The organism is Streptomyces sp. AHU1 (genome assembly GCF_045343905.1).
In the GTDB taxonomy this organism is placed as follows: Bacteria; Actinomycetota; Actinomycetes; order Streptomycetales; family Streptomycetaceae; genus Streptomyces; species Streptomyces triticiradicis.
Genome location: NZ_CP174283.1, coordinates 5,639,445 through 5,657,822, shown reverse-complemented (window position 1 = coordinate 5,657,822; position 18,378 = coordinate 5,639,445). Strand labels below are relative to the sequence as shown.

The window sequence follows — 18,378 nt, the reverse complement described above, 5'->3', positions numbered from 1 at the left end:
GCCACACCCACCGCGTCCACCCCGCGGGGCCTCCGCGCCGCCCGCGTAGCGGCACCCCCTCCTCCGGTTGCGTACCGGGACCCGGTGGTCACCCCGCGTTCACCCACCGAGACCGGGAACGTTGGATTCCGAGGTGCACGCTCCAGGCGTGAGACGCATCGCGGGAATCGTCCTGGCGGTCCTGTTGATCGGCGGAGTGGCAGCAGCCGTCGTCGCGGGCCGCACTGGTCAGGACAAGGGCACGGCAACGAAGACCGTGCACGGAATGATCGGTTCGGAGAAGGCGGAGTTCTTCTCGGATCCGGATGTGGTGAAGGCCCTCGCCGCCAAGGGCTACACCGTGAAGACGGAGACCTCCGGGTCCTGGGCCATGGACGGCCTCGACCTCAAGGAGTACGACTTCGCCTTCCCCTCCAGCCAGGCGCCGGCCGACGAACTCGCGGACAAGTACCACGTCCGCAGGCCGCTGCCCCGGCCCTTCTACTCGCCGCTCGTCGTGGTGGCCCACCGCAGCGCGGCCCAGGTCCTCGCCGCCAACGGGCTGGCCACCCTCGACAAGAACACCGGCACCCTGAAGATGGCCGCCTACCTCGACGCGGCCGGGCACGAGCGGACCTGGCAGCAGCTCAAGGGCGCCACGGCCCACGGTGAGCTGACCGGCACGCTGTACATCGCCAGCACCGACCCGGAGACCTCCAACTCGGGCGCCCTCTACCTCGCCGCCGCGTCCTACGTCGCCGACGGCGGGCGCGTCGCCTCCGACGAGGCCGCCGTCGGCCGCACGGCGTCCCTGATGCACCGGCTCATCAGCGTCCAGGGCGCCCAGCAGCCCAGCACCGACGCCGCGTTCGGCGACTTCGTCAGCGGCGCCAGCAACCCGCTCGTCCTCGTCTACGAGTCACAGGTCGCCGCGCTGCTCGCCCAGGGCCACGACGCCGGAGACCTCACGGTCCTCTACCCGGACACCACCGCCAACAGCGACCACACGGTCGTGCCGCTCACGCCCGAGGGCCGCGCGCTGGGTGAACTCCTCAGCACCGACCCGGTGTTGCGCAAGCTGGCCGTGCGGCACGGGTTCCGGCCGCAGGGCGCGACCGACGAGTTCACGGCGGCCACCGCCGACCGTGCCACCTATCTCAACCAGAAGCTGACCGGCGTCCGGCAGGCGCCCGTGCCCGCCTACAAGGTGCTGCACGAGATGGCGCGCCGGGCCGGGAACCAGGGGGAAGAGCACACATGAGCACAGAAGAGACGTTCACCCTCACGCCGCCCGAGGCCGTGGCCCCCGTGCCCCGCGAGAAGGCGGGCGGGCTCGTCCCCGTCGACCCGGGGGTGCAGGACGAAATGGCGCGCAGGGCCGCGGAGTACGTCGACGGACTCGCCGTCCTGGACGCCCGCTCCCCCGAGTTCGCCGGCAAGGTCGGGGAGATCGCCGGTCTGGGCGCGAGCGAGATGCGCGGCGCCGCCGCCCAGTCCAACCGCATGCTGGAGCGGACGATCCGCAGCCTGCCCTCCAAGGGCGAGGACGCGCAGTCGCACGTCGCGGGCTCGCTCGTCGAACTCCGGCGCGTGGTCGAGGACCTGGACCCGCGCGACCTGTCCGCGAGCAAGGGCAGGAAGTTCCTGTCCCGGCTGCCGGGCGGCAACAAGCTGCGCGACCACGTCGCCAAGTACGCGTCGGCGCAAGGCACGTTGAACAGGATCGTCGGTTCGCTGCGCGGCGGGCAGGACGAACTGCGCCGGGACAACGCGGCACTCCAGACCGAACGCGTGCGCCTCTGGGAGACGATGGGCAAGCTCCAGGAGTACGTGGTGCTCACCCAGGCCCTGGACACCGCGGTGGAGAACCACATCGCGGGCGTCGACGCCGCCGACCCCGCGGGGGCCGACACGCTCCGCTCCGACGTCCTCTTCCCGGTCCGGCAGAAGCACCAGGACCTGCTCACCCAGCTCGCGGTGTGCGCCCAGGGCTATCTGGCGATGGACGTGGTCCGGCGCAACAACGACGAACTCATCAAGGGCGTCGACCGCGCGGCCACCACCACGGTCTCCGCGCTGCGCATCTCCGTCATGCTCGCCTCGGCGCTCGACAACCAGCGCAAGGTCGTCGAGCAGGTCAACGCCCTGCGCGGCACGACGGAGGACCTGATCCGCGGCAACGCCGAGATGCTCTCCACCCAGAGCGGGGAGATCCAGCGCATCGCCGCCGACCCGGCCGTCGGCGCCGAGACCCTGCGCACCGCCTTCCAGGAGATCTACCGCACCCTCGACGCCATCGACACGTACAAGGCCCGGGCGACCGAGACGATGGCCGCGACGGTGGAGTCCCTGACCTCCGAGCTCCAGAGCGCCGGAGCCCATCTGGAGCGCAGCCGCACCCGGAGCGCCCTGGAAGGCGGGAACGGATGAGAACCCTCCGCCTCGCGGCCGGTGCCGTCGCGGCCCTGCTCGCCGTCACGGCCTGCACGGCCCACGAGGACGCGAAGTCCGGGGACGACGGGAAGCCGCGGCCCGGCACCCTGCGCGTCCTCGCCTCCAACGAACTCGGCGACATGGAGCCGGTGCTCGAACAGATCCGGAAGGACACCGGCATCACGGTCCGGCCCACCTACATGGGCACCCTCGCCGCCGTGGACCTGATCGCGCGGGGCGCCTCGGACCACCGGTACGACGCCCTGTGGCTCTCCTCCGACGACTACCTGCACCTGCGTCCCGAAGCGGCGAAGAAGGTCGTCTCGGAGACGCCCGTCATGTCGAGCCCGGTGGCCATCGGCGTCAAGCCCGCCACCGTACGGGCCCTCGGCTGGACACCGGACGACGTCACCTGGAAGCAGGTGGAGCAGGCCGTCGCGGACGGAAGGCTCACGTACGGCATGACCGACCCGGCGCGCTCCAACTCCGGCTTCTCCACGCTGGTCTCGGTGGCCTCCGCACTGTCCGGCGCCCAGTCGGCGCTCACGGACGCGGACGTCGCCGAGGCGACACCGCGACTGCGCGAGTTCTTCGAGGGACAGAAGCTCACATCGGGTTCGTCGGGCTGGCTCGCCACCGCCTACCGGCGCCGCGGCACCGTGGACGCCCTGCTCAACTACGAGTCCGTCCTCAAGGGCGTGAAGGGACTGACGGTCATCCGCCCGCGCGACGGCGTCGTGACGGCCGACTACCCGCTCTCCTCCCTCGCCGCCTCCTCCAAGGACACCCGCGACGACGTCCGGCGCCTCGCCGAGGCGCTGCGCGCGCCCGCCGCCCAGAAGCTGATCACCGAGCGGACGCACCGCCGGCCGATCGTCGCCTCCGTCCCCCCGGCGGCCGGACTCGACACCGGACGACGGCGTGAACTCCCCTTCCCCGGAAGCAGGTCCGTCGCCGACCGGCTCCTCGACTCCTACGAGAACGAGCTGCGCCGGCCGTCCCGGACGGTGTACGTCCTCGACACCTCGGGCTCGATGGAGGGCGACCGCCTCGACCGGCTCAAGAAGTCCCTCGGCGATCTGACCGGCGACTTCCGCGACCGCGAGGAGGTGACGCTCATGCCGTTCGACTCCCGGGTCAAGAGCGTCCGCACCCACGTGGTCCGCCCGGAGGACCCGAAGGCCGGGCTCGACGCCATCCGCGAGGACACCCGGTCGCTGAGCGCCGACGGCGACACCGCGATCTACACCTCGCTGGAGAAGGCGTACGAGCACCTGGGCTCCGACGACGACACGTTCACCTCGATCGTGCTGATGACGGACGGCGAGAACACCAAGGGCGCGAGCCCCTCCGACTTCGACGGCTTCTACGGCCGGCTGCCCGGCGGGCAGCGGGAGATCCCGGTCTTCCCCATCCTGTTCGGCGACTCCGACCGCGACGAGCTCCAGCACATCGCCGACCTGACCGGCGGCCGTCTCTTCGACGCCCGGAAGGGCTCGCTGGACGGCGCCTTCGAGGAGATCCGTGGCTACCAGTAAGCTCCTCGGCTTCCTCGAATCGCGCAAGAACCTCACCGGCAGCGCGTGCGGGATCGCCGGACTCGCGCTGACCTTCACCGGACTGGCGGGCCCGTACTGGCCGGTCGTCGTCGCGGGTCTGTACGGCGCGGGCGCGCTGATCGCACCGCCGGAACGCCCCGCCCCGCCCGACTTCCCGGACCCCTCCGCCCAACTGGCCGAACTGCGCGTCGACTTCGGCAAGCTGCGGGAGTACCTGGACGGCGTCGAGCTGCCCCCGGCGGCGGCCGGCCGGCTCACCGAGCTGACCGAGGTGCTCACCGCCCTGCTCGACCCGGGCTGGGTCGCCGAGATCCTCGCCCAGGATCCCGAGGGCGTGCACGCCCTCTCCCGTGCCGTGCGGCAGGACATCCCCGAGGCGGTCGACACCTTCGTCCGCACCCGTTGGTGGACCCGGCTGGCCCCCGGCACCGAACCGCCCGAACGCCATCTGGAGCGTCAGCTCACCGTGCTGCAGGAGGAGTCGGACCGGCTCGCGGCGGCGCTGCGGGAGACGGAGGCGCGTCGCCAGGAGTCCCACACGCGCTATCTGGAGGACCGCGGCCGCTCCCAGTGACCGCGGGCTGCTCACGACGGCCCGGGCCGCCCGCGGTTCCGGCGGCTCAGGCGTTCGCCACGATCACCGCCAGGATCACGACCGCCAGGATCAGCAGCGCCACCTTCAGTCCCGTGGGCCACGGCTCGCCCGGCGCCGGCACGGGCGGCCCCGGCTGCGGCGCGCCGGGTCCCGGGACCGCCACCGGGACGTTGAACACGTCGTGCCCGGTGAGCGCCGCCCGGGTGCACCAGGGGCACGCGGTCAGGTGCGAGCCGAACGCGTGCAGCGGGCGGGCCGGGCAGACCCGTACCAGCGCGCGCTCCTTGTCCAGGGCGCGCAGCCACGCCTCCGCGGAGGGCCGTGTGGCGGGGTCGTGCACCCCGGGGCCGAAGGCGGTGCGGGCCAGCGCGAGGAGTTCGGGCGGGAGCACGGAGGGATCGATGGTGCCGCGCGGCATGATGACCCGCTCGGGGCGCACGACGTAGGAGATGCTGGCGGCGATGTTGTCCTTGACGGTCGACTCGGAGGCGCTGTCGTGCGGGACGCCGCCGAAGGGGTGGTTCCCGGCCGTCAGCAGCTGGTAGACGAGGACCGCGAGGGCGAACTCGTCGGTGGCGCGGGTGGCGGGACCGCCGGCCTGCCGCTCGGGGGACGAGTAGTCGGTGGTGTGCATCAGGCAGGGGAAGAGTTCCCCGGTCACCGGGTCGTTGAAGGCGATGGAGTCGCAGTCGAGGAAGGTGACGAAGCCGTTGGCGTCGACGACGACGTTGCTGCTGGAGAAGTCGCCGATGACGAGGTCGTCGTAGTGCATGCGGGCGGTCATGAAGGCGAGGTTCCAGGCGACGCCGAGCAGGAAGCGCCAGTCGGCCCGGTCGCCGAACAGCTTGAGGCGCTGGGCGCGGGTGAACAGGCCGATCAGCTGGACGTGCTGGGGTTCGCCGAAGCGGCGCATGGCGTAGCCGAGGAACTCGCCCTGGGCGCCGCGGGCGAGAGCGGTCGGCCAGGCCAGCTCGGGCGGCTGGGAGGCGTCGGTGGGGCGGGTCACGAGCGGGGACATGGTCAGCATCCGCTTCAGCCGCAGCTCCTCCTTGGGCCCCGGCGCCTCGCGGTACAGCTTGACGACGATGCCGTCGTCGCCGACGACGGGGAAGACGGCCGCCTGGCCGCCGCCCTTGAGGGGCAGCTCGGCGAGGGTGACCGGCTTGCCGTCCAGGAACACCGTGCGGCCGCTCACGGCCGCGCCTTGAGCACGGCCCGCAGGAGGGTCTTGTCGTCGGCGTTGAGCGCGGTGAGCCGGTCCGACCGGAGCAGGGTCCCGAGGCCCTCGTGGGCGCTCGCGGTCACCGGACCCGGGACGTCGAGGGAGCGGAAAACGGCCTCGGCGAAGGAGCCGTTCGGGGACAGCGCTCCGCCGGCGGACCGGTTGAGCGCGGCCTGCGCCAGTCCGTCGGTGGACAGCAGCACCCCGTCGACCCCCTCGTCGGACACGCAGTCGGTGTGCACCCAGCGGGCCGCGTCGGGCGAGGTGAGGAAGACCGTCTCGTTGCTGTACTCGCTGGCCGCGGCCGGCTGCGGCAGCAGGTGGAACTGCCGCTCACCGTCCTCCGTACCGGCCCGCAGGACGACGAAGCCGTCCCCCAGGGACAGATGGCCGAGCCAGCCCCGCGCGAGCACGACCACGGTGAGCGTGGTCGCGAAGTCCGCCGCGTCGGGGCCCGTGCGGTCCAGGAACACCTCCCGGACGTCGTGGAAGGCGTCCCGCAGCAGCTCGCGCACGGCCTTGCCGTCACGGCGGTCCGCCACGGCGGCGGCCCGGCGCGCGAAGTGCTCGGTGGCCAGCTCCACCGCGAGCCGCGAGCCCTCCTCGGAACGCGGCCGGCTGCCCGCGCCGTCCGCGACGGCGAGGACCGCCACGGACTCCGTCACCGTGTGCGCGCAGGCGTCCTGGCAGGGCAGGCCCTGGCGGCGGTGCCGGTACCCCTCGACGCTCATTCCGTGGATCCGCCACGGCGTCCGGCGCTCGTCGACTGCGGTCATCACTCAGGAGTCCCATCGGGTCATCGGTCACGATTCCCAGGCCGGGCGCTGCGTCTTGAACTGGCTGAAGATCTTCTCGAAGACCTCGTCACCCGCGCCCTTCTGCTCGGCGTTGGCGCTCGCGGACATCATCTGGAGCAGCTCGCGGAACGGGAATCCCTGCAGCCGGGCGTTGAACTTCGGCGCGAACGACCGGAGCACCTGCTCGCCCCGGTCCGTGATGCCGCCGACGCCGATCGCGTACAACCGGAAGCGGCGGGCCTGCTGTTCGTCGGCGAGCACCGGGATCAGCCGGTGCCAGGAGTCGGTGAGGTGGCCCGTGGCGTCGGTGGGCAGTCCGTCGGTGACGAGGCAGATCTGCGGCCGGTAGTACTGGAGTCCGGAGGCGCGCAGTTCGGCCTTGCGGGCGGCGACGATGTTCATCGACAGTTCGAGGGCCTCGGTCATCAGGGTGACCCCGGCGGCGGCGAGCTGCGGCGGGCGGAACATGTGCGCCGGCACGAAGGGGCTCACCGGGGCGCCGAGGGGCAGGAGCTGGGGTCCGCGCCAGGCGGCGACGCCCTGGCCGCCGAAGGTGACCACGGCGACCTCGACGCTGTAGCTGAGGCTGACGTCGTCGTGCAGTTCCCGGGTCCACTCCGCGAGCGCGTTGTTGAGCGTCTGGATGGGCTGCCCCGCCATGGAGCTGGAGATGTCGAGGCACAGGACGAGCGGCAGCCGCTGCGCGTTGTTCTCGAACTCGATGTCGGCGTATTCCGCCGGCAGGGTGGGCGGGTGGTCGCTGTGCATGGGGTTCTCTCCTGGTCTCAGGGACGGGCGGCCCTGGCGTGCCGTCCGGCGGTCGGCGGGAACGCGTAGAGGACGTCGGAGTCCCGCTCCCCCGCCTCGGTGACGTCGACGAGTCCGCCGGGTGCGGGCGGCGGGCGGTCCGGTTCGGCCCACACCGCCCGGTACAGCACGTCGTCCACCTCGACGTAGCCCTGCGGGTGCAGTTCGGTGCGGACGACGGCGGACCGGGCGGGGCCCGGTACGTTGCCGACCCGCCGTCCGTGGCCGCGGGGCGACGGGGTGGTCCGGAGGCGGGTGGTGGCCTCGTCGGGCATGTGGGCACGGGGACGGGCGGCAGGCTCGTCGGAGGCGGGGGGACGGGGACGGGTGCGCGGCCGGGGTGTCGTGGCCTCCGGTACGGCGCCGACGCCCGGGGCGGCGAGCGAGTGCCGGGAGAGGCTCCCGACGGCGACGGACCGGGCGGAGCGGCGGATCAGGAACAGCAGCAGGCCGAGCAGGAGGACGAGCACGGCGCACAGGACGGCGAGCACCTGGGTGGCGGTGTCCCAGCCGGAGTCGTCGACGGTCTCGGGCTTCTGGTCCTGTTTTCGGTTCTGCTCCCGCTTGCCGGTGGGGGTCCCACCGGTGGGGGCCGAGGCCGCGGAGGAGCCGTTTCCCGGGCCGGTGACGGTGTACGCGTGCCGGGAGAGGTCCGCGGCCATGTGGGCGTCGATCAGGTCGCGTCCGGTCAGCCGGCCCTTCTTGCCGAGGCGGGAGCACAGATCCCTGAGGTTGTCGGGGTTGCAGACCCCGCGGTCGGCCAGCTCGGTCACGGCCTCGGGCTTCAGCTGGTCGATGAAGGCGTCGGGCGCGACGAGCCTGCTCCTGCTGTCCGCCAACACGAGGAGTGCCGTTCCGCCCGTGCCGGTGTGGACGCCCGAGGGCACCTCGACCAGGAGCCTGCCGCTCTGGACCGACAGCCTCTGTTCGAAGTCCTTGCCGTTCTCGGCCCTGCCGTCGAACGGCAGGCTCCGGTCGAGGGTGACGCGGACCGTTCCCTCGCCGATCGCGTCGGACCAGCAGCCGAGGTACTGCTCGAAGGCCGGCCCGCACGGCTCGCGGGCCGCGGCGGGCCCCGCCGGGGTGAGCGCGGCCAGGAGTCCGGAAAGCATGAGGAAAGAAAGCCGCCGCATGAAAAAGACCCCCCGTGGCCCTGCGAAAAAACACCCCCGTGGCCCTGAAAGGCACTCGCCCATAGTGGCGGAAACCGGCGGTCGTCCGTAAGGGTTTGGGTAATGCGGCGGACTTCACTTCTACAACTCGAACACCTGATGGCATCTGGCGAACATTTGTCTCGCCCGTTCCACCCAATCACTGGCCAAAGCATCGAAATCCGTTTGCGTCATGCGACAGGTCAGGGGAAGGTCGCACACTCCCGCGAGACAGGGGCGCGGTCCCCGTACGTCCCACACGGACAGCATGGGACGGAGCTGTTCGGTGTTCCACGCGTTCGACGCGGCGGCGGCGAGCGCCAGTTGGTCCTTGCGCAGGAAATGCCCGTCGGTCGCGAAAGCCACCAGCAGCCTCTTGGTCGTCATGAACCGGACGGTGACCATCCGGCCCGTTTCCTCGAGGTCGAACCGCATGGAGACGGAAACGGTGTCGGTCGCCGTGTGGAAATTCCGTCTGGTCACCCAGTTCTGCACCAGCTGCCGCCAGTGCGTTCCGATTTCGAGGACCTCGTGGCCGCGGCCGGGAAAGGAGTCAGGCGCCGCCACGGACCACCGCCTCGGCGACCATCGCGTCGGTCAGCCCGGCGTCGAGCAGCGCCTGGGCGTGCGACAGCAGACAGGAGGGTACGGACACGCTGGTGCTCTCCCTGCGGCGCTTCACCAGGTCCTGGGTGCGCGCCTCGATGGTGTGGGCGACCGTGGGCGGCGGCCAGACGGCCTCCCGGGGCTCCTGTTCCAGCAGTCCCGCCATCAGCCGGTCCAGCCGGGGCCGGTCCTCGGGGCGCTTGGCCAGACAGCGCGCGATCAGATCCCGCATCGGCCCCGTGATGCCGTCGAGTTCGGGCTCCTCGAAGGCGACGCGGTAGCGGACGGCCTCTCCGCTGCCGTGCGGCGGCCGCCCGGTGAGCGCGTACACCAGGACCCCGCCGAGGGAGAAGACGTCGCTCGGCGGGCCCACCGTGGCGCCCCTGATCTGCTCGGGCGACATGAAGGGCGGGGTGCCGACGACGACGCCGACCTGGGTCAGGCCCGGGGCGCCGTCCACGCGGGAGATCCCGAAGTCGATGACGCGCGGTCCGTCCGAGGCGAGGAGCACGTTGGCTGGCTTGAGGTCCCGGTGCACCACGCGTGCGGCGTGGATGGCCTGGAGCGCCTCGACCAGGCCCGCGCCGAGCCGCCTCACCTGCGGCTCGGGCAGGGGTCCGTCGGTGCGGACCGCCTCGGCGAGCGAGGGGCCGGGCACGTACAGGGTGGCCAGCCACGGCAGTTCGGCCTCGGTGTCGGCGTCGACCACGGCCGCGGTGTAGGCACCGCTGACCACGCGGGCCGCCGCGACCTCGCGCGCGAAACGCTCCCGGAACTCCCCCTCCGCGGCCAGTTCGGGCCGCACCACCTTGACCGCGACCTCACGCCCGGAGGGCGAGCGGCCGAGGTACACCCACCCCATGCCACCGGAGCCGAGCCGGCCCACGATGCGGTACGGACCGATCTTCATGGGATCGCTGACAGGCGTACGCACCCCGCCCACCTCGTTTCCTGACTGAAGGCTACTTCTTGTTGACCGCATGCAAGCGTGTTCTGGCGGTGAGTGAGCACTGATGACGCCCCCCACGCATGACACAAGCAGGAACGGGTGTTCCCATATCGAATGCGTGACCTTTGCGAATGGTGAGCGTTGGCTGGGGTGACTGGGTGTTCGGGCCGGACTGTTGGGCTGGGGGTGAGCGGGTTGGGTGGGTTGCGGAAGTTGGCGGCGTCGTTCGTGGTGCCCGGTCCGTCGGGTGTCGCGGTCCGGGACCGGCTCAAGGGCCTCACCAACCGGGACGAGACGGTGCTGCGGCTGATCGGCGACCACCTCGGCACGCTGGCGTCCGGGGACCTCAAGTTGCGGTGCGCGGTCGGCCTGGAGCACGGCAACGAGTCGTGGGCGTCGCGCAAGCGGGAGCTGACCGGGCTGTCGTCGTCGCGGTGGGCGGGTTCGTTGACGAAGGCCACGCATGACGTGTGGGCGCTGACCCGGCGCGGCCAGCACGCGCACATCCGGCAGCTGGAAGCCGGGGTGAGCACGATCCGGCACCGGCTGTCTCTCCCCCTCGGGGAGAAGGGTCCGAAGCGGGCTCCGGGCGGTTACCGCAGCAGGCGGGAGTGGCATGCCAAGGCCCGTCGCCTGCGGGTGCTGGAGGACCGGCTGGAGCGGGCGCGGGCGGACTGGGCGGCCGGGCGGGTGCGGGTGGTGCGGGGCGGGAAACAGCAGCTCAACACCCGCCACCACCTGAACGAGGCACAGCTCACCGAGGAAGCGTGGCGTGTGCGATGGGAGGCGGCGCGCCGGTTCCTGCAGGCGGACGGCGAGTCGGGCAAGCGGTACGGCAACGACACGATCCGCGTCAGCCCCGACGGTGAAGTGAGCATCAACCTTCCGGCGCCGCTGACCCACCTCGCCAATGCCGCACGCGGTCGCTATGTCTTGTCGGCACGAGTGTCGTTCACGCACCGGGGCGAGCAGTGGGCCGACCGCATCGCGGCGAACCGGGCGGTGGCATACCGCATCCACGAAGACCCCCAGCGCCAGCGCTGGTACCTGACCGCCTCCTGGACCCTCCCACCCGTCCAGGCCGTTCCCTTGGATGCCGTGCGGGCCGGAGGCATGGTCGGGGTGGACACGAACGCGGACCTCCCCCACGCTCGGCTTCGCTCGCGCGGGGGAACCCCCACGGCGGCCTGGCGGCTGGACGTGCACGGCAACCCGGTCGGCGCCCCGCGCCGCTTCGACTACGACCTGTCCGGCACCGCCGATCACCGAGACGCCCAGGTGCGCCACGCCCTGACCCGCCTGCTGCACTGGGCCCGGCGCCATCGGTTGGCCATTGCGGTCGAGGATCTGGACTTCACCGCCGAGACCAGCCGGGAGAAACACGGCCGACGCAAGAAGTTCCGCAAGCTGATCTCCGGCATGCCCGTGGCCCGGCTCCGCGCCCGCCTGATGTCCATGGCGACCGAGCTCGGCATTCCCCTGGTCGCGGTCGACCCCGCCTACACCTCCCGCTGGGGCGCTCAGCACTGGCAGAAACCCCTCACCAGCAAAACCAGGAAGACCACCCGCCACGACGCTGCCGCCGTGGCCATCGGAAGACGCGCCCTGGGGCATCCGATCAGGCGTCGGACGGCACCGCCCCGTACCCACCAGAGCGATGGGTACGGGCATCGGACCGTCCAGGCCCGACCGGAAACCCCAGGACGTGAGGAAACCCGCCCCCGCATCCCCGGACCACGGACACGATCCGTGCCGCCCGGACGCGGAGCGAACGCGGGTGACCAGAACGCCCAGCACCGTCCGGGGCGTTCGGCTGAGCACGGGTTCTGGCAACAGGACTCCCTACCGCTCAGTCCCTAGGAACGGTCGACTGCGAGATGTCAGGAGTGTCCCTCGAAATCCCCGCTTTTTCAGCCGTTCTGTCACGGGAGGGGTGCGGAGTACGAAAAAGCCGGGGTCCCGCACGGATGTGCGGGACCCCGGCGGGTGCGGTCACCGCGGCCGACCGCCGCAACAGTCGCAGGTCAGGGCAACTCGGGTCGGCCGCGGAGTCGTTGGGGCGTCAGCCCAGGCGCTGCACCAGAGCGCGGTACTCGTCCCACAGCTCCTTCGGCGTGTGCTCGCCGAAGGTGTTGAGGTGCTCGGGGACCAGCGCGGCCTCCTCGCGCCAGACCTCCTTGTCGACCGTGAGCAGGAAGTCGAGGTCGGACTCGGCCAGTTCGAGACCGTCGGTGTCGAGGGACTCCCGGGTCGGCAGGACGCCGATCGGGGTCTCGACGCCCTCGGCCCTGCCGTCGAGGCGGTCGACGATCCACTTCAGGACGCGGCTGTTCTCGCCGAAGCCGGGCCACACGAACTTGCCCGCGTCGTTCTTGCGGAACCAGTTCACGTAGTAGATCTTCGGGAGCTTCGTCTGGTCCTTGTCCTTGGCGACGTCGACCCAGTGCCCCATGTAGTCGCCCATGTTGTAGCCGCAGAACGGCAGCATGGCGAAGGGGTCGCGGCGCAGCTCGCCGACCTTGCCCTCGGCGGCGGCGGTCTTCTCGGAGGCGACGTTCGCGCCGAGGAACACGCCGTGGTTCCAGTCGAAGGACTCCGTCACCAGCGGGACGGCGGTGGCGCGGCGGCCGCCGAAGAGGATCGCCGAGATCGGCACGCCCTTCGGGTCCTCCCACTCGGGCGCGATGATCGGGCACTGCGAGGCGGGCACCGTGAAGCGGGCGTTGGGGTGCGCGGCGGGCGTGGCGGACTCCGGCGTCCAGTCGTTGCCCTTCCAGTCGGTCAGGTGTGCCGGAGTCTCCTCCGTCATGCCCTCCCACCAGATGTCGTTGTCGTCGGTGAGCGCGACGTTGGTGAAGACGGAGTTGCCCCACAGCGTCTTCATCGCGTTGGCGTTGGTGTGCTCACCGGTGCCGGGCGCGACGCCGAAGAAGCCGGCCTCGGGGTTGATCGCGTAGAGGCGGCCGTCCTCGCCGAACCGCATCCAGGCGATGTCGTCGCCGATGGTCTCGACCGTCCAGCCGGAGATCGTGGGCTCCAGCATGGCGAGGTTGGTCTTGCCGCAGGCGCTCGGGAAGGCGGCGGCGACGTACTTCGACTCGCCCTGCGGCGGCGTCAGCTTGAGGATCAGCATGTGCTCGGCGAGCCAGCCCTCGTCGCGCGCCATCACGGAGGCTATGCGCAGGGCGTAGCACTTCTTGCCGAGGAGCGCGTTGCCGCCGTAGCCGGAGCCGTACGACCAGATCTCACGGGTCTCGGGGAAGTGCGAGATGTACTTCGTGGAGTTGCACGGCCATGGCACGTCGGCCTCGCCCTCGGCCAGCGGGGCTCCGAGCGTGTGCACGGCACGCACGAAGAACCCGTCGGTGCCGAGTTCGTCCAGGACGGGCTGCCCCATGCGGGTCATGGTGCGCATGGACACGGCGACGTAGGCGGAGTCGGTGATCTCGACGCCGATCGCGGAGAGGTCCGAGCCGAGCGGGCCCATGCAGAACGGGACGACGTACATCGTGCGGCCGCGCATCGAACCGCGGAAGACACCCTGTTCACCGGAGAAGATCTCCCGCATCTCGGCGGGGGCCTTCCAGTGGTTGGTCGGGCCCGCGTCCTCCTCCTTCTCGGAGCAGATGAACGTCCGGTCCTCGACCCGCGCGACATCGGTCGGGTCGGAGGCGGCGTAGTAGGAGTTGGGGCGCTTGATCGGGTCGAGCTTCTTGAAGGTGCCCTTGCGGACGAGCTCCTCGCTCAGTCGCTCGTACTCGGCCTCGGATCCGTCGCACCAGACCACACTGTCCGGCTCGGTCAGTTCGGCGATCTCGTTGACCCACGAGATCAGTTCCTTGTGGTTGGTCGGGACGGGAGCCGCGATGTCGCGCGCCACGATTGCTCCTAAATGAGGGGTTTTGTTGTTGTGCCCCGTGGGGGCTGCGACCCGGATGCTTCTCGGTGGTTGGACCTCTGGCGCTCATCCGGTGCCGACCGCACTCATTTGATGATCCGACTGGGCCGCGCATATGTCCAGAGGACCTCACACCTGAGCGGAGTGAGCATCGCCACTCGCCGACGGGTTTCCGCCCGCTCACCCCGGGTTCACCGCGGGTACCCCGGCGGCGCCCCCCGATGCCGTGAGATCATGGCCACTATCGCGGTCCACCCGCGCCGGACTGACACGTAACTTACGGTTCCGTAGGTACGATTCGGCCATGACTGCGCCCGTCCCCGACGCGCCCACGGACTCGCCGGCCGCCGGCCCGATGTCTGTCGCGCACTCCCTGTCGGAAGAGATCAAGCCCAAGCTCCGCGGCTGGCTGCACCTGGGCATGTTCCCGGCCGCCCTCGTCTCCGGACTGGTCCTCACCGCCCTGGCGGACTCGCCCCGCGGGCGTATCGCCTGCGGGATCTTCGCCCTGACGGCCTGCCTCCTGTTCGGCGTGAGCGCCCTGTACCACCGCGGCGACTGGAGTCCGCGGATGGACGGCGTCCTGCGCAGGCTCGACCACGCGAACATCTTCCTGATCATCGCCGGCACCTACACGCCGCTGACCCTGCTCCTGCTGCCGGACACCAAGGGCCGGTGGCTGCTGTGGAGCATCTGGGCCGCCGCCGCGGCGGGGATCGTCTTCCGGGTGTTCTGGGTCGGCGCCCCGCGCTGGCTCTACACACCCTGCTACATCGCGATGGGCTGGGCGGCCGTCTTCTTCCTGCCCGACTTCATGCGCACGGGCGGCATCGCCGTCCTCGTCCTGGTGATCGTCGGCGGACTGCTCTACAGCGCGGGCGGGGTGATCTACGGAATCAAGAAGCCCAACCCGTCACCGCGCTGGTTCGGGTTCCACGAGGTCTTCCACTCCCTGACCCTCGCGGCGTTCATCACGCACTACGTCGGCATCTCCCTGGTGGCCTACCAGCACGGCTGACCCCCTCCACCGACACCCACCCTCCCCGTGGCCGCGGCTCCCCAGCCGCGGCCACCGCGCGTTTTCGGCCTCCTCGCCCGTCCACCACGACGACACCACCCACCGTTTGAAGGCGACAGTGGATTGACAGCGGGTGTTTTTCAGAAGTCACCCTTGCTTCGCGGCCCCCGCCCGACGGCGCCGATCCCGTCGGGCGTGCCGTGAACGTCCTGGAGCGCGGCCCGGCTCCGCGAAACCCGGAGGACCGCGCCGCCCCCCGCGTGACATCCTGGCCGCGTGAACGGACCGGAGATCCACATCGAATTCGCCCCCGGACTGGGGCTGTTCGTCCCGCACGCCCGCCGCTCCGGGATCACCCCGGTCGGCACCGACGGCTCCTCCACCCTCGGCCATGTCGTCGAGTCGCTGGGCGTCCCGCTGACGGAGGTCGGCGCCCTGGTCGTGGACGGGCACGAGGTGCCCTTCTCGCACATTCCGGCGGCCGGCGAGTCCGTACGGGTCGACGCGGTCGAACGCCCGCAGCGGGTGCCGGGCGCGCCGCTGCGCTTCCTCCTCGACGTCCACCTCGGCACCCTCGCCCGCCGGATGCGCCTGCTGGGCATCGACACGGCCTACGAGTCCACCGACATCGGCGACCCGGCGCTCGCCGCCCGTTCGGCGGCCGAGCGGCGGGTCCTGCTCAGCCGCGACCGCGGGCTGCTGCGGCGCCGCGAGCTGTGGGCGGGCGGCTTCGTCTACAGCACCCGCCCCGACGACCAGCTCCGGGACGTGCTGGGCCGGTTCGCGCCCGAGCTGAAGCCCTGGACGCGCTGCACCGCGTGCAACGGCCTGCTCGCGAAGGCCACCAAGGAGCAGGTCGCCGACCAGCTGGAGAGCGGCACCGAGCGGTCGTACGACGTCTTCGCCCAGTGCGCCGACTGCGGGCGCGCCTACTGGAAGGGCGCGCACCACGACCGGCTGGAGACCGTCGTGGAACGCGCCCTCGCGGAGTTCGGGACCTGACGGGCGGGCCGCCGGGGCCGCCGGGCCGCGCCTAACGCCTGATCAGGTCCTTCGCCCCGCAGGCCACCCCGTCCCTGTCGGGGTCGAGGCCGAGCGGGTCGTCCTTCCCGTTGACCCCGAGCCGTCCGTAGTCGTTCCTCTTCAGCCAGGCGCAGCGGGAGACCGTCGTCGGCTTCACCCCCTCCGGGAAGGCCGTCGGGACGCAGACGCCGACCGTGCCGTAGTGGCGGTCGCAGCCGGAGACGGTCGTGGACACCTTCTGCGAGGTCCGCTTCCGTTCCGGCCCCCGGACCGCTCCCGGCAGCGAGTCCGCGAAGGAGTGGACGTGCGCCGAGGCGGTGTCCGCGGCGAGCGCGGACGGGCCCTGGAGGTGCACCCACCTGGCCACCGAGGGAACGCCGTTGGCGTCGACCGCGAAGAGCATGTACCAGCCGGGCGGCGCCAGGTTCGGGTTGCTCGTCACGTTCAGGTCGACGTTGTTCCCGTCCACGCTCAGCGGCAGGTCCACGAACCGCTGGTTGGGGTCGGAGGAGTGCGTGACCGCGGCGGGCCGGATCAGCTCGGCCTTCACGACGGGCCGGTCGACGGTGATGCGCTGCGTGTCCCCGTAGACCCACTCGCTGTCGATCACCGAGGTGATCGACGGGCGGGTGCCCTTGAGGAGGTACGGCGGGGTGTAGATCGACACGTCGTGGTTCCAGGTGCCGTTGCCCGGGTTGTCGCCGGTGGCCATCACCCGGCCGTCGGGCAGCAGGAACGCGGAGGAGTGGTAGCCGCGGGCCTCCGGGTCGGCGGCCACCGGGTCGAAGGCGGAGGTCGCCGGGTCGAAGATCGACGTCTCGAAGACGGGGTCGGCCCGGTTGTGCAGGGCGCCGCCCGTCTCCAGGACCTTGCCGTCGGGCAGCAGGACGGCGGAGACGTACATCTTGCCCTGGGCGCCGGTCTCGGCCACCTTGCCGTTGCCGAGGTCCACCGTGCCCTGCGGGATCGGCGGGCCCGTGGTGTACGCCGGGCTCGCCGCCTTGAGGTCGATGACGTCGGTGAGCCGGCCCGCCGCCGGGTTCGAGTCGATGTTGCCGCCGCCGAGGGTGAGGACCTTCTGGTCCTGCGCCGGGGGCAGCAGCACGCTCGCGGACTGGTCGCGTTCGTCCTTGTTCCGCAGGCCGGGCACCGCGGTCGTGGTGTTGGCGTCGTAGTCGTAGATCGCGGAGCCGGTGCCCGGGGTGCCGTTGCCGAAGACATGGCTGCCCGAGTAGAACAGCCGCCCGTCCTGCATCAGGATCATCGACGGGTACAGACCCCAGAACGACCACGTCTGGTTGACCTGCCCCAGCGGCAGCCACCGCTGCTGCGCGTTCGACCAGCGCTCGGCGGTCACCGAACCGGAGGAGTCCTCGCGCAGCCCGCCGAACGAGATGACGTCCCCGTTGCCGAGCTCGGTCGCCGAGGGATACCAGTGGCCGTCGTTCAGGTCGTTCGTCCTGCTGTACGTCTCGGTGACCGGGTCGAAGACGTACGACTCCCTGTACCCCTCGTACCCGTGCCCACCCACGACCGGGAACGCCTTGTTGCCGCTCATCACCAGCACGCGCCCGTCGGCGAGCTGGACGTGCCCGGCGCAGAACATGTCCTTGGGCGTGGGGACCACCTCGTACGAGCCGGTCGCCGGGTCGTACACCGCCGAGGTGAACGTGCCCGCGTCGAAGTTCTCCTCGCTGTTCCCGGAGCCCGCGATCAAGAGCACCTTGCCGTTGTTCAGGACGACGGAGTGCATGGAACGGACCGGGTTCTGCGTGGGCAGGACCGTCCACCTCCCGTTCGCGCACTCGTCGGCCGTGCCCGTGCAGGTGGCCGGCGGAACCGGGTCGGAGACCTGCTCCATCGTGTAGTCGTCGGTGGTCGCCGAGCCCGTGCCGTACACCGAGACACCCCAGGTGATGCGGTCGGTGCCCGTCGGGACGACCGGGGTGCGCACCGTCGCCGGCGTCCAGGCCGCCGCCATGTCCAGGGTCTTGAGGTCGGTCCAGTACTGCCAGCCGGCCGTGGTGTCGTGCCGGAAGAGCGTGATCGCCGCGTCGGGGGTCGTCGTCCTGTAGTACAGCCCGAGGTCGTACTGCCTGCCCGCGGTGACCACCGGCGCGCACGCGGTGGACTCGGTGATCAGCGCCTTGCGGTCGCCGTCGACCCGGCGGGTCAGCGTGACCTTCATGGCCTTGGTTCCCGAGTGGGCGTCGGACACGGTCGCGAAGGTGAAGTCGTTGTCGCCCCAGCCGGACTTCTCCCAGCAGGACGGCATGCCGTCGGTTCCGTCGGTCTCGAAGCCCGGGTTGGTGACGAGGTTGGCGGCGGACGCGGGCTGCGG

The 18,378-nt window shown here is 71.2% G+C and carries 15 protein-coding genes; 7 read left to right on the top strand and 8 right to left on the bottom strand.

Annotation, left to right across the window (positions count from 1 at the left end):
* Window positions 1-148 precede the first annotated feature (148 nt).
* From ACICHK_RS25330 to ACICHK_RS25315, 4 genes are read left to right on the top strand one after another with little or no spacing between them, the layout of a single operon-like run.
* Window positions 149-1,240 (top strand): hypothetical protein, encoded by a 1,092-nt coding sequence (locus tag ACICHK_RS25330; protein WP_406838684.1) that lies wholly within the window; start codon window positions 149-151, stop codon window positions 1,238-1,240.
* A complete protein-coding gene (locus tag ACICHK_RS25325) occupies window positions 1,237-2,409 on the top strand; it encodes a toxic anion resistance protein (protein ID WP_406838683.1) in 1,173 nt (390 codons plus the stop codon). The genes ACICHK_RS25330 and ACICHK_RS25325 overlap by 4 nt, the downstream gene beginning before the upstream one ends.
* A complete protein-coding gene (locus ACICHK_RS25320) occupies window positions 2,406-3,950 on the top strand; it encodes a substrate-binding and vWA domain-containing protein (protein ID WP_406838682.1) in 1,545 nt (514 codons plus the stop codon). The genes ACICHK_RS25325 and ACICHK_RS25320 overlap by 4 nt, the downstream gene beginning before the upstream one ends.
* Window positions 3,937-4,545: a hypothetical protein gene (locus ACICHK_RS25315; protein WP_406838681.1), complete on the top strand. Its 609-nt coding sequence runs from the start codon at window positions 3,937-3,939 to the stop codon at window positions 4,543-4,545. Before ACICHK_RS25320 ends, ACICHK_RS25315 begins: the two co-directional genes overlap by 14 nt.
* Window positions 4,546-4,591: 46 nt before the next feature.
* Here the strand turns inward: ACICHK_RS25315 and ACICHK_RS25310 are convergent, their stop codons facing one another.
* From ACICHK_RS25310 to ACICHK_RS25285, 6 genes are all read right to left on the bottom strand, one after another.
* Window positions 4,592-5,761, bottom strand: a complete 1,170-nt coding sequence (locus ACICHK_RS25310; protein WP_406838680.1) for a hypothetical protein — start codon at window positions 5,759-5,761, stop codon at window positions 4,592-4,594.
* Entirely contained in the window at window positions 5,758-6,564 is an 807-nt protein-coding gene (locus ACICHK_RS25305) for a PP2C family serine/threonine-protein phosphatase (protein ID WP_406838679.1), read from the bottom strand. Before ACICHK_RS25305 ends, ACICHK_RS25310 begins: the two co-directional genes overlap by 4 nt.
* A gap of 27 nt (window positions 6,565-6,591) precedes the next feature.
* Entirely contained in the window at window positions 6,592-7,353 is a 762-nt protein-coding gene (locus ACICHK_RS25300) for a hypothetical protein (protein WP_151469952.1), read from the bottom strand.
* Window positions 7,354-7,370: 17 nt separating this feature from the next.
* Window positions 7,371-8,504 carry a hypothetical protein gene (locus ACICHK_RS25295; protein WP_406838678.1) on the bottom strand — a complete coding sequence of 378 codons (1,134 nt, stop codon included), beginning with the start codon at window positions 8,502-8,504 and terminating at the stop codon, window positions 7,371-7,373.
* A 141-nt stretch (window positions 8,505-8,645) separates the two neighbouring features.
* Complete coding sequence (locus ACICHK_RS25290; protein ID WP_151469954.1) at window positions 8,646-9,110, bottom strand: hypothetical protein; 465 nt, start codon at window positions 9,108-9,110, stop codon at window positions 8,646-8,648.
* The gene (locus ACICHK_RS25285) at window positions 9,097-10,083 is read right to left on the bottom strand and encodes a serine/threonine-protein kinase (protein ID WP_406838677.1); all 987 of its coding nucleotides are present in this window, start codon (window positions 10,081-10,083) and stop codon (window positions 9,097-9,099) included. Before ACICHK_RS25285 ends, ACICHK_RS25290 begins: the two co-directional genes overlap by 14 nt.
* 210 nt (window positions 10,084-10,293) lie before the next feature.
* On the opposite strand from ACICHK_RS25285, the gene ACICHK_RS25280 reads away from it, so the two are divergent.
* On the top strand, window positions 10,294-11,958 hold the full coding sequence (locus ACICHK_RS25280) for an IS200/IS605 family accessory protein TnpB-related protein (RefSeq protein WP_406838676.1): 1,665 nt from the start codon (window positions 10,294-10,296) through the stop codon (window positions 11,956-11,958).
* Between the two features lie 202 nt (window positions 11,959-12,160).
* On the opposite strand, the gene ACICHK_RS25275 is transcribed toward ACICHK_RS25280, so the two are convergent.
* Complete coding sequence (locus ACICHK_RS25275) at window positions 12,161-13,978, bottom strand: phosphoenolpyruvate carboxykinase (GTP) (RefSeq protein WP_151469956.1); 1,818 nt, start codon at window positions 13,976-13,978, stop codon at window positions 12,161-12,163.
* Window positions 13,979-14,300: 322 nt separating this feature from the next.
* Here ACICHK_RS25275 and ACICHK_RS25270 point away from each other — a divergent pair, with 322 nt between their 5' ends.
* Together ACICHK_RS25270 and ACICHK_RS25265 are read left to right on the top strand one after the other, a co-directional pair.
* A complete protein-coding gene (locus tag ACICHK_RS25270; protein ID WP_406838675.1) occupies window positions 14,301-15,014 on the top strand; it encodes a hemolysin III family protein in 714 nt (237 codons plus the stop codon).
* 276 nt (window positions 15,015-15,290) lie between these two features.
* Window positions 15,291-16,016 carry a Mut7-C RNAse domain-containing protein gene (locus ACICHK_RS25265; RefSeq protein WP_406838674.1) on the top strand — a complete coding sequence of 242 codons (726 nt, stop codon included), beginning with the start codon at window positions 15,291-15,293 and terminating at the stop codon, window positions 16,014-16,016.
* Window positions 16,017-16,047: 31 nt separating this feature from the next.
* Here ACICHK_RS25265 and ACICHK_RS25260 read toward each other — a convergent pair whose 3' ends face one another.
* Window positions 16,048-18,312 carry a galactose oxidase-like domain-containing protein gene (locus ACICHK_RS25260; RefSeq protein ID WP_406841317.1) on the bottom strand — a complete coding sequence of 755 codons (2,265 nt, stop codon included), beginning with the start codon at window positions 18,310-18,312 and terminating at the stop codon, window positions 16,048-16,050.
* Between the last annotated feature and the right edge of the window lie 66 nt (window positions 18,313-18,378).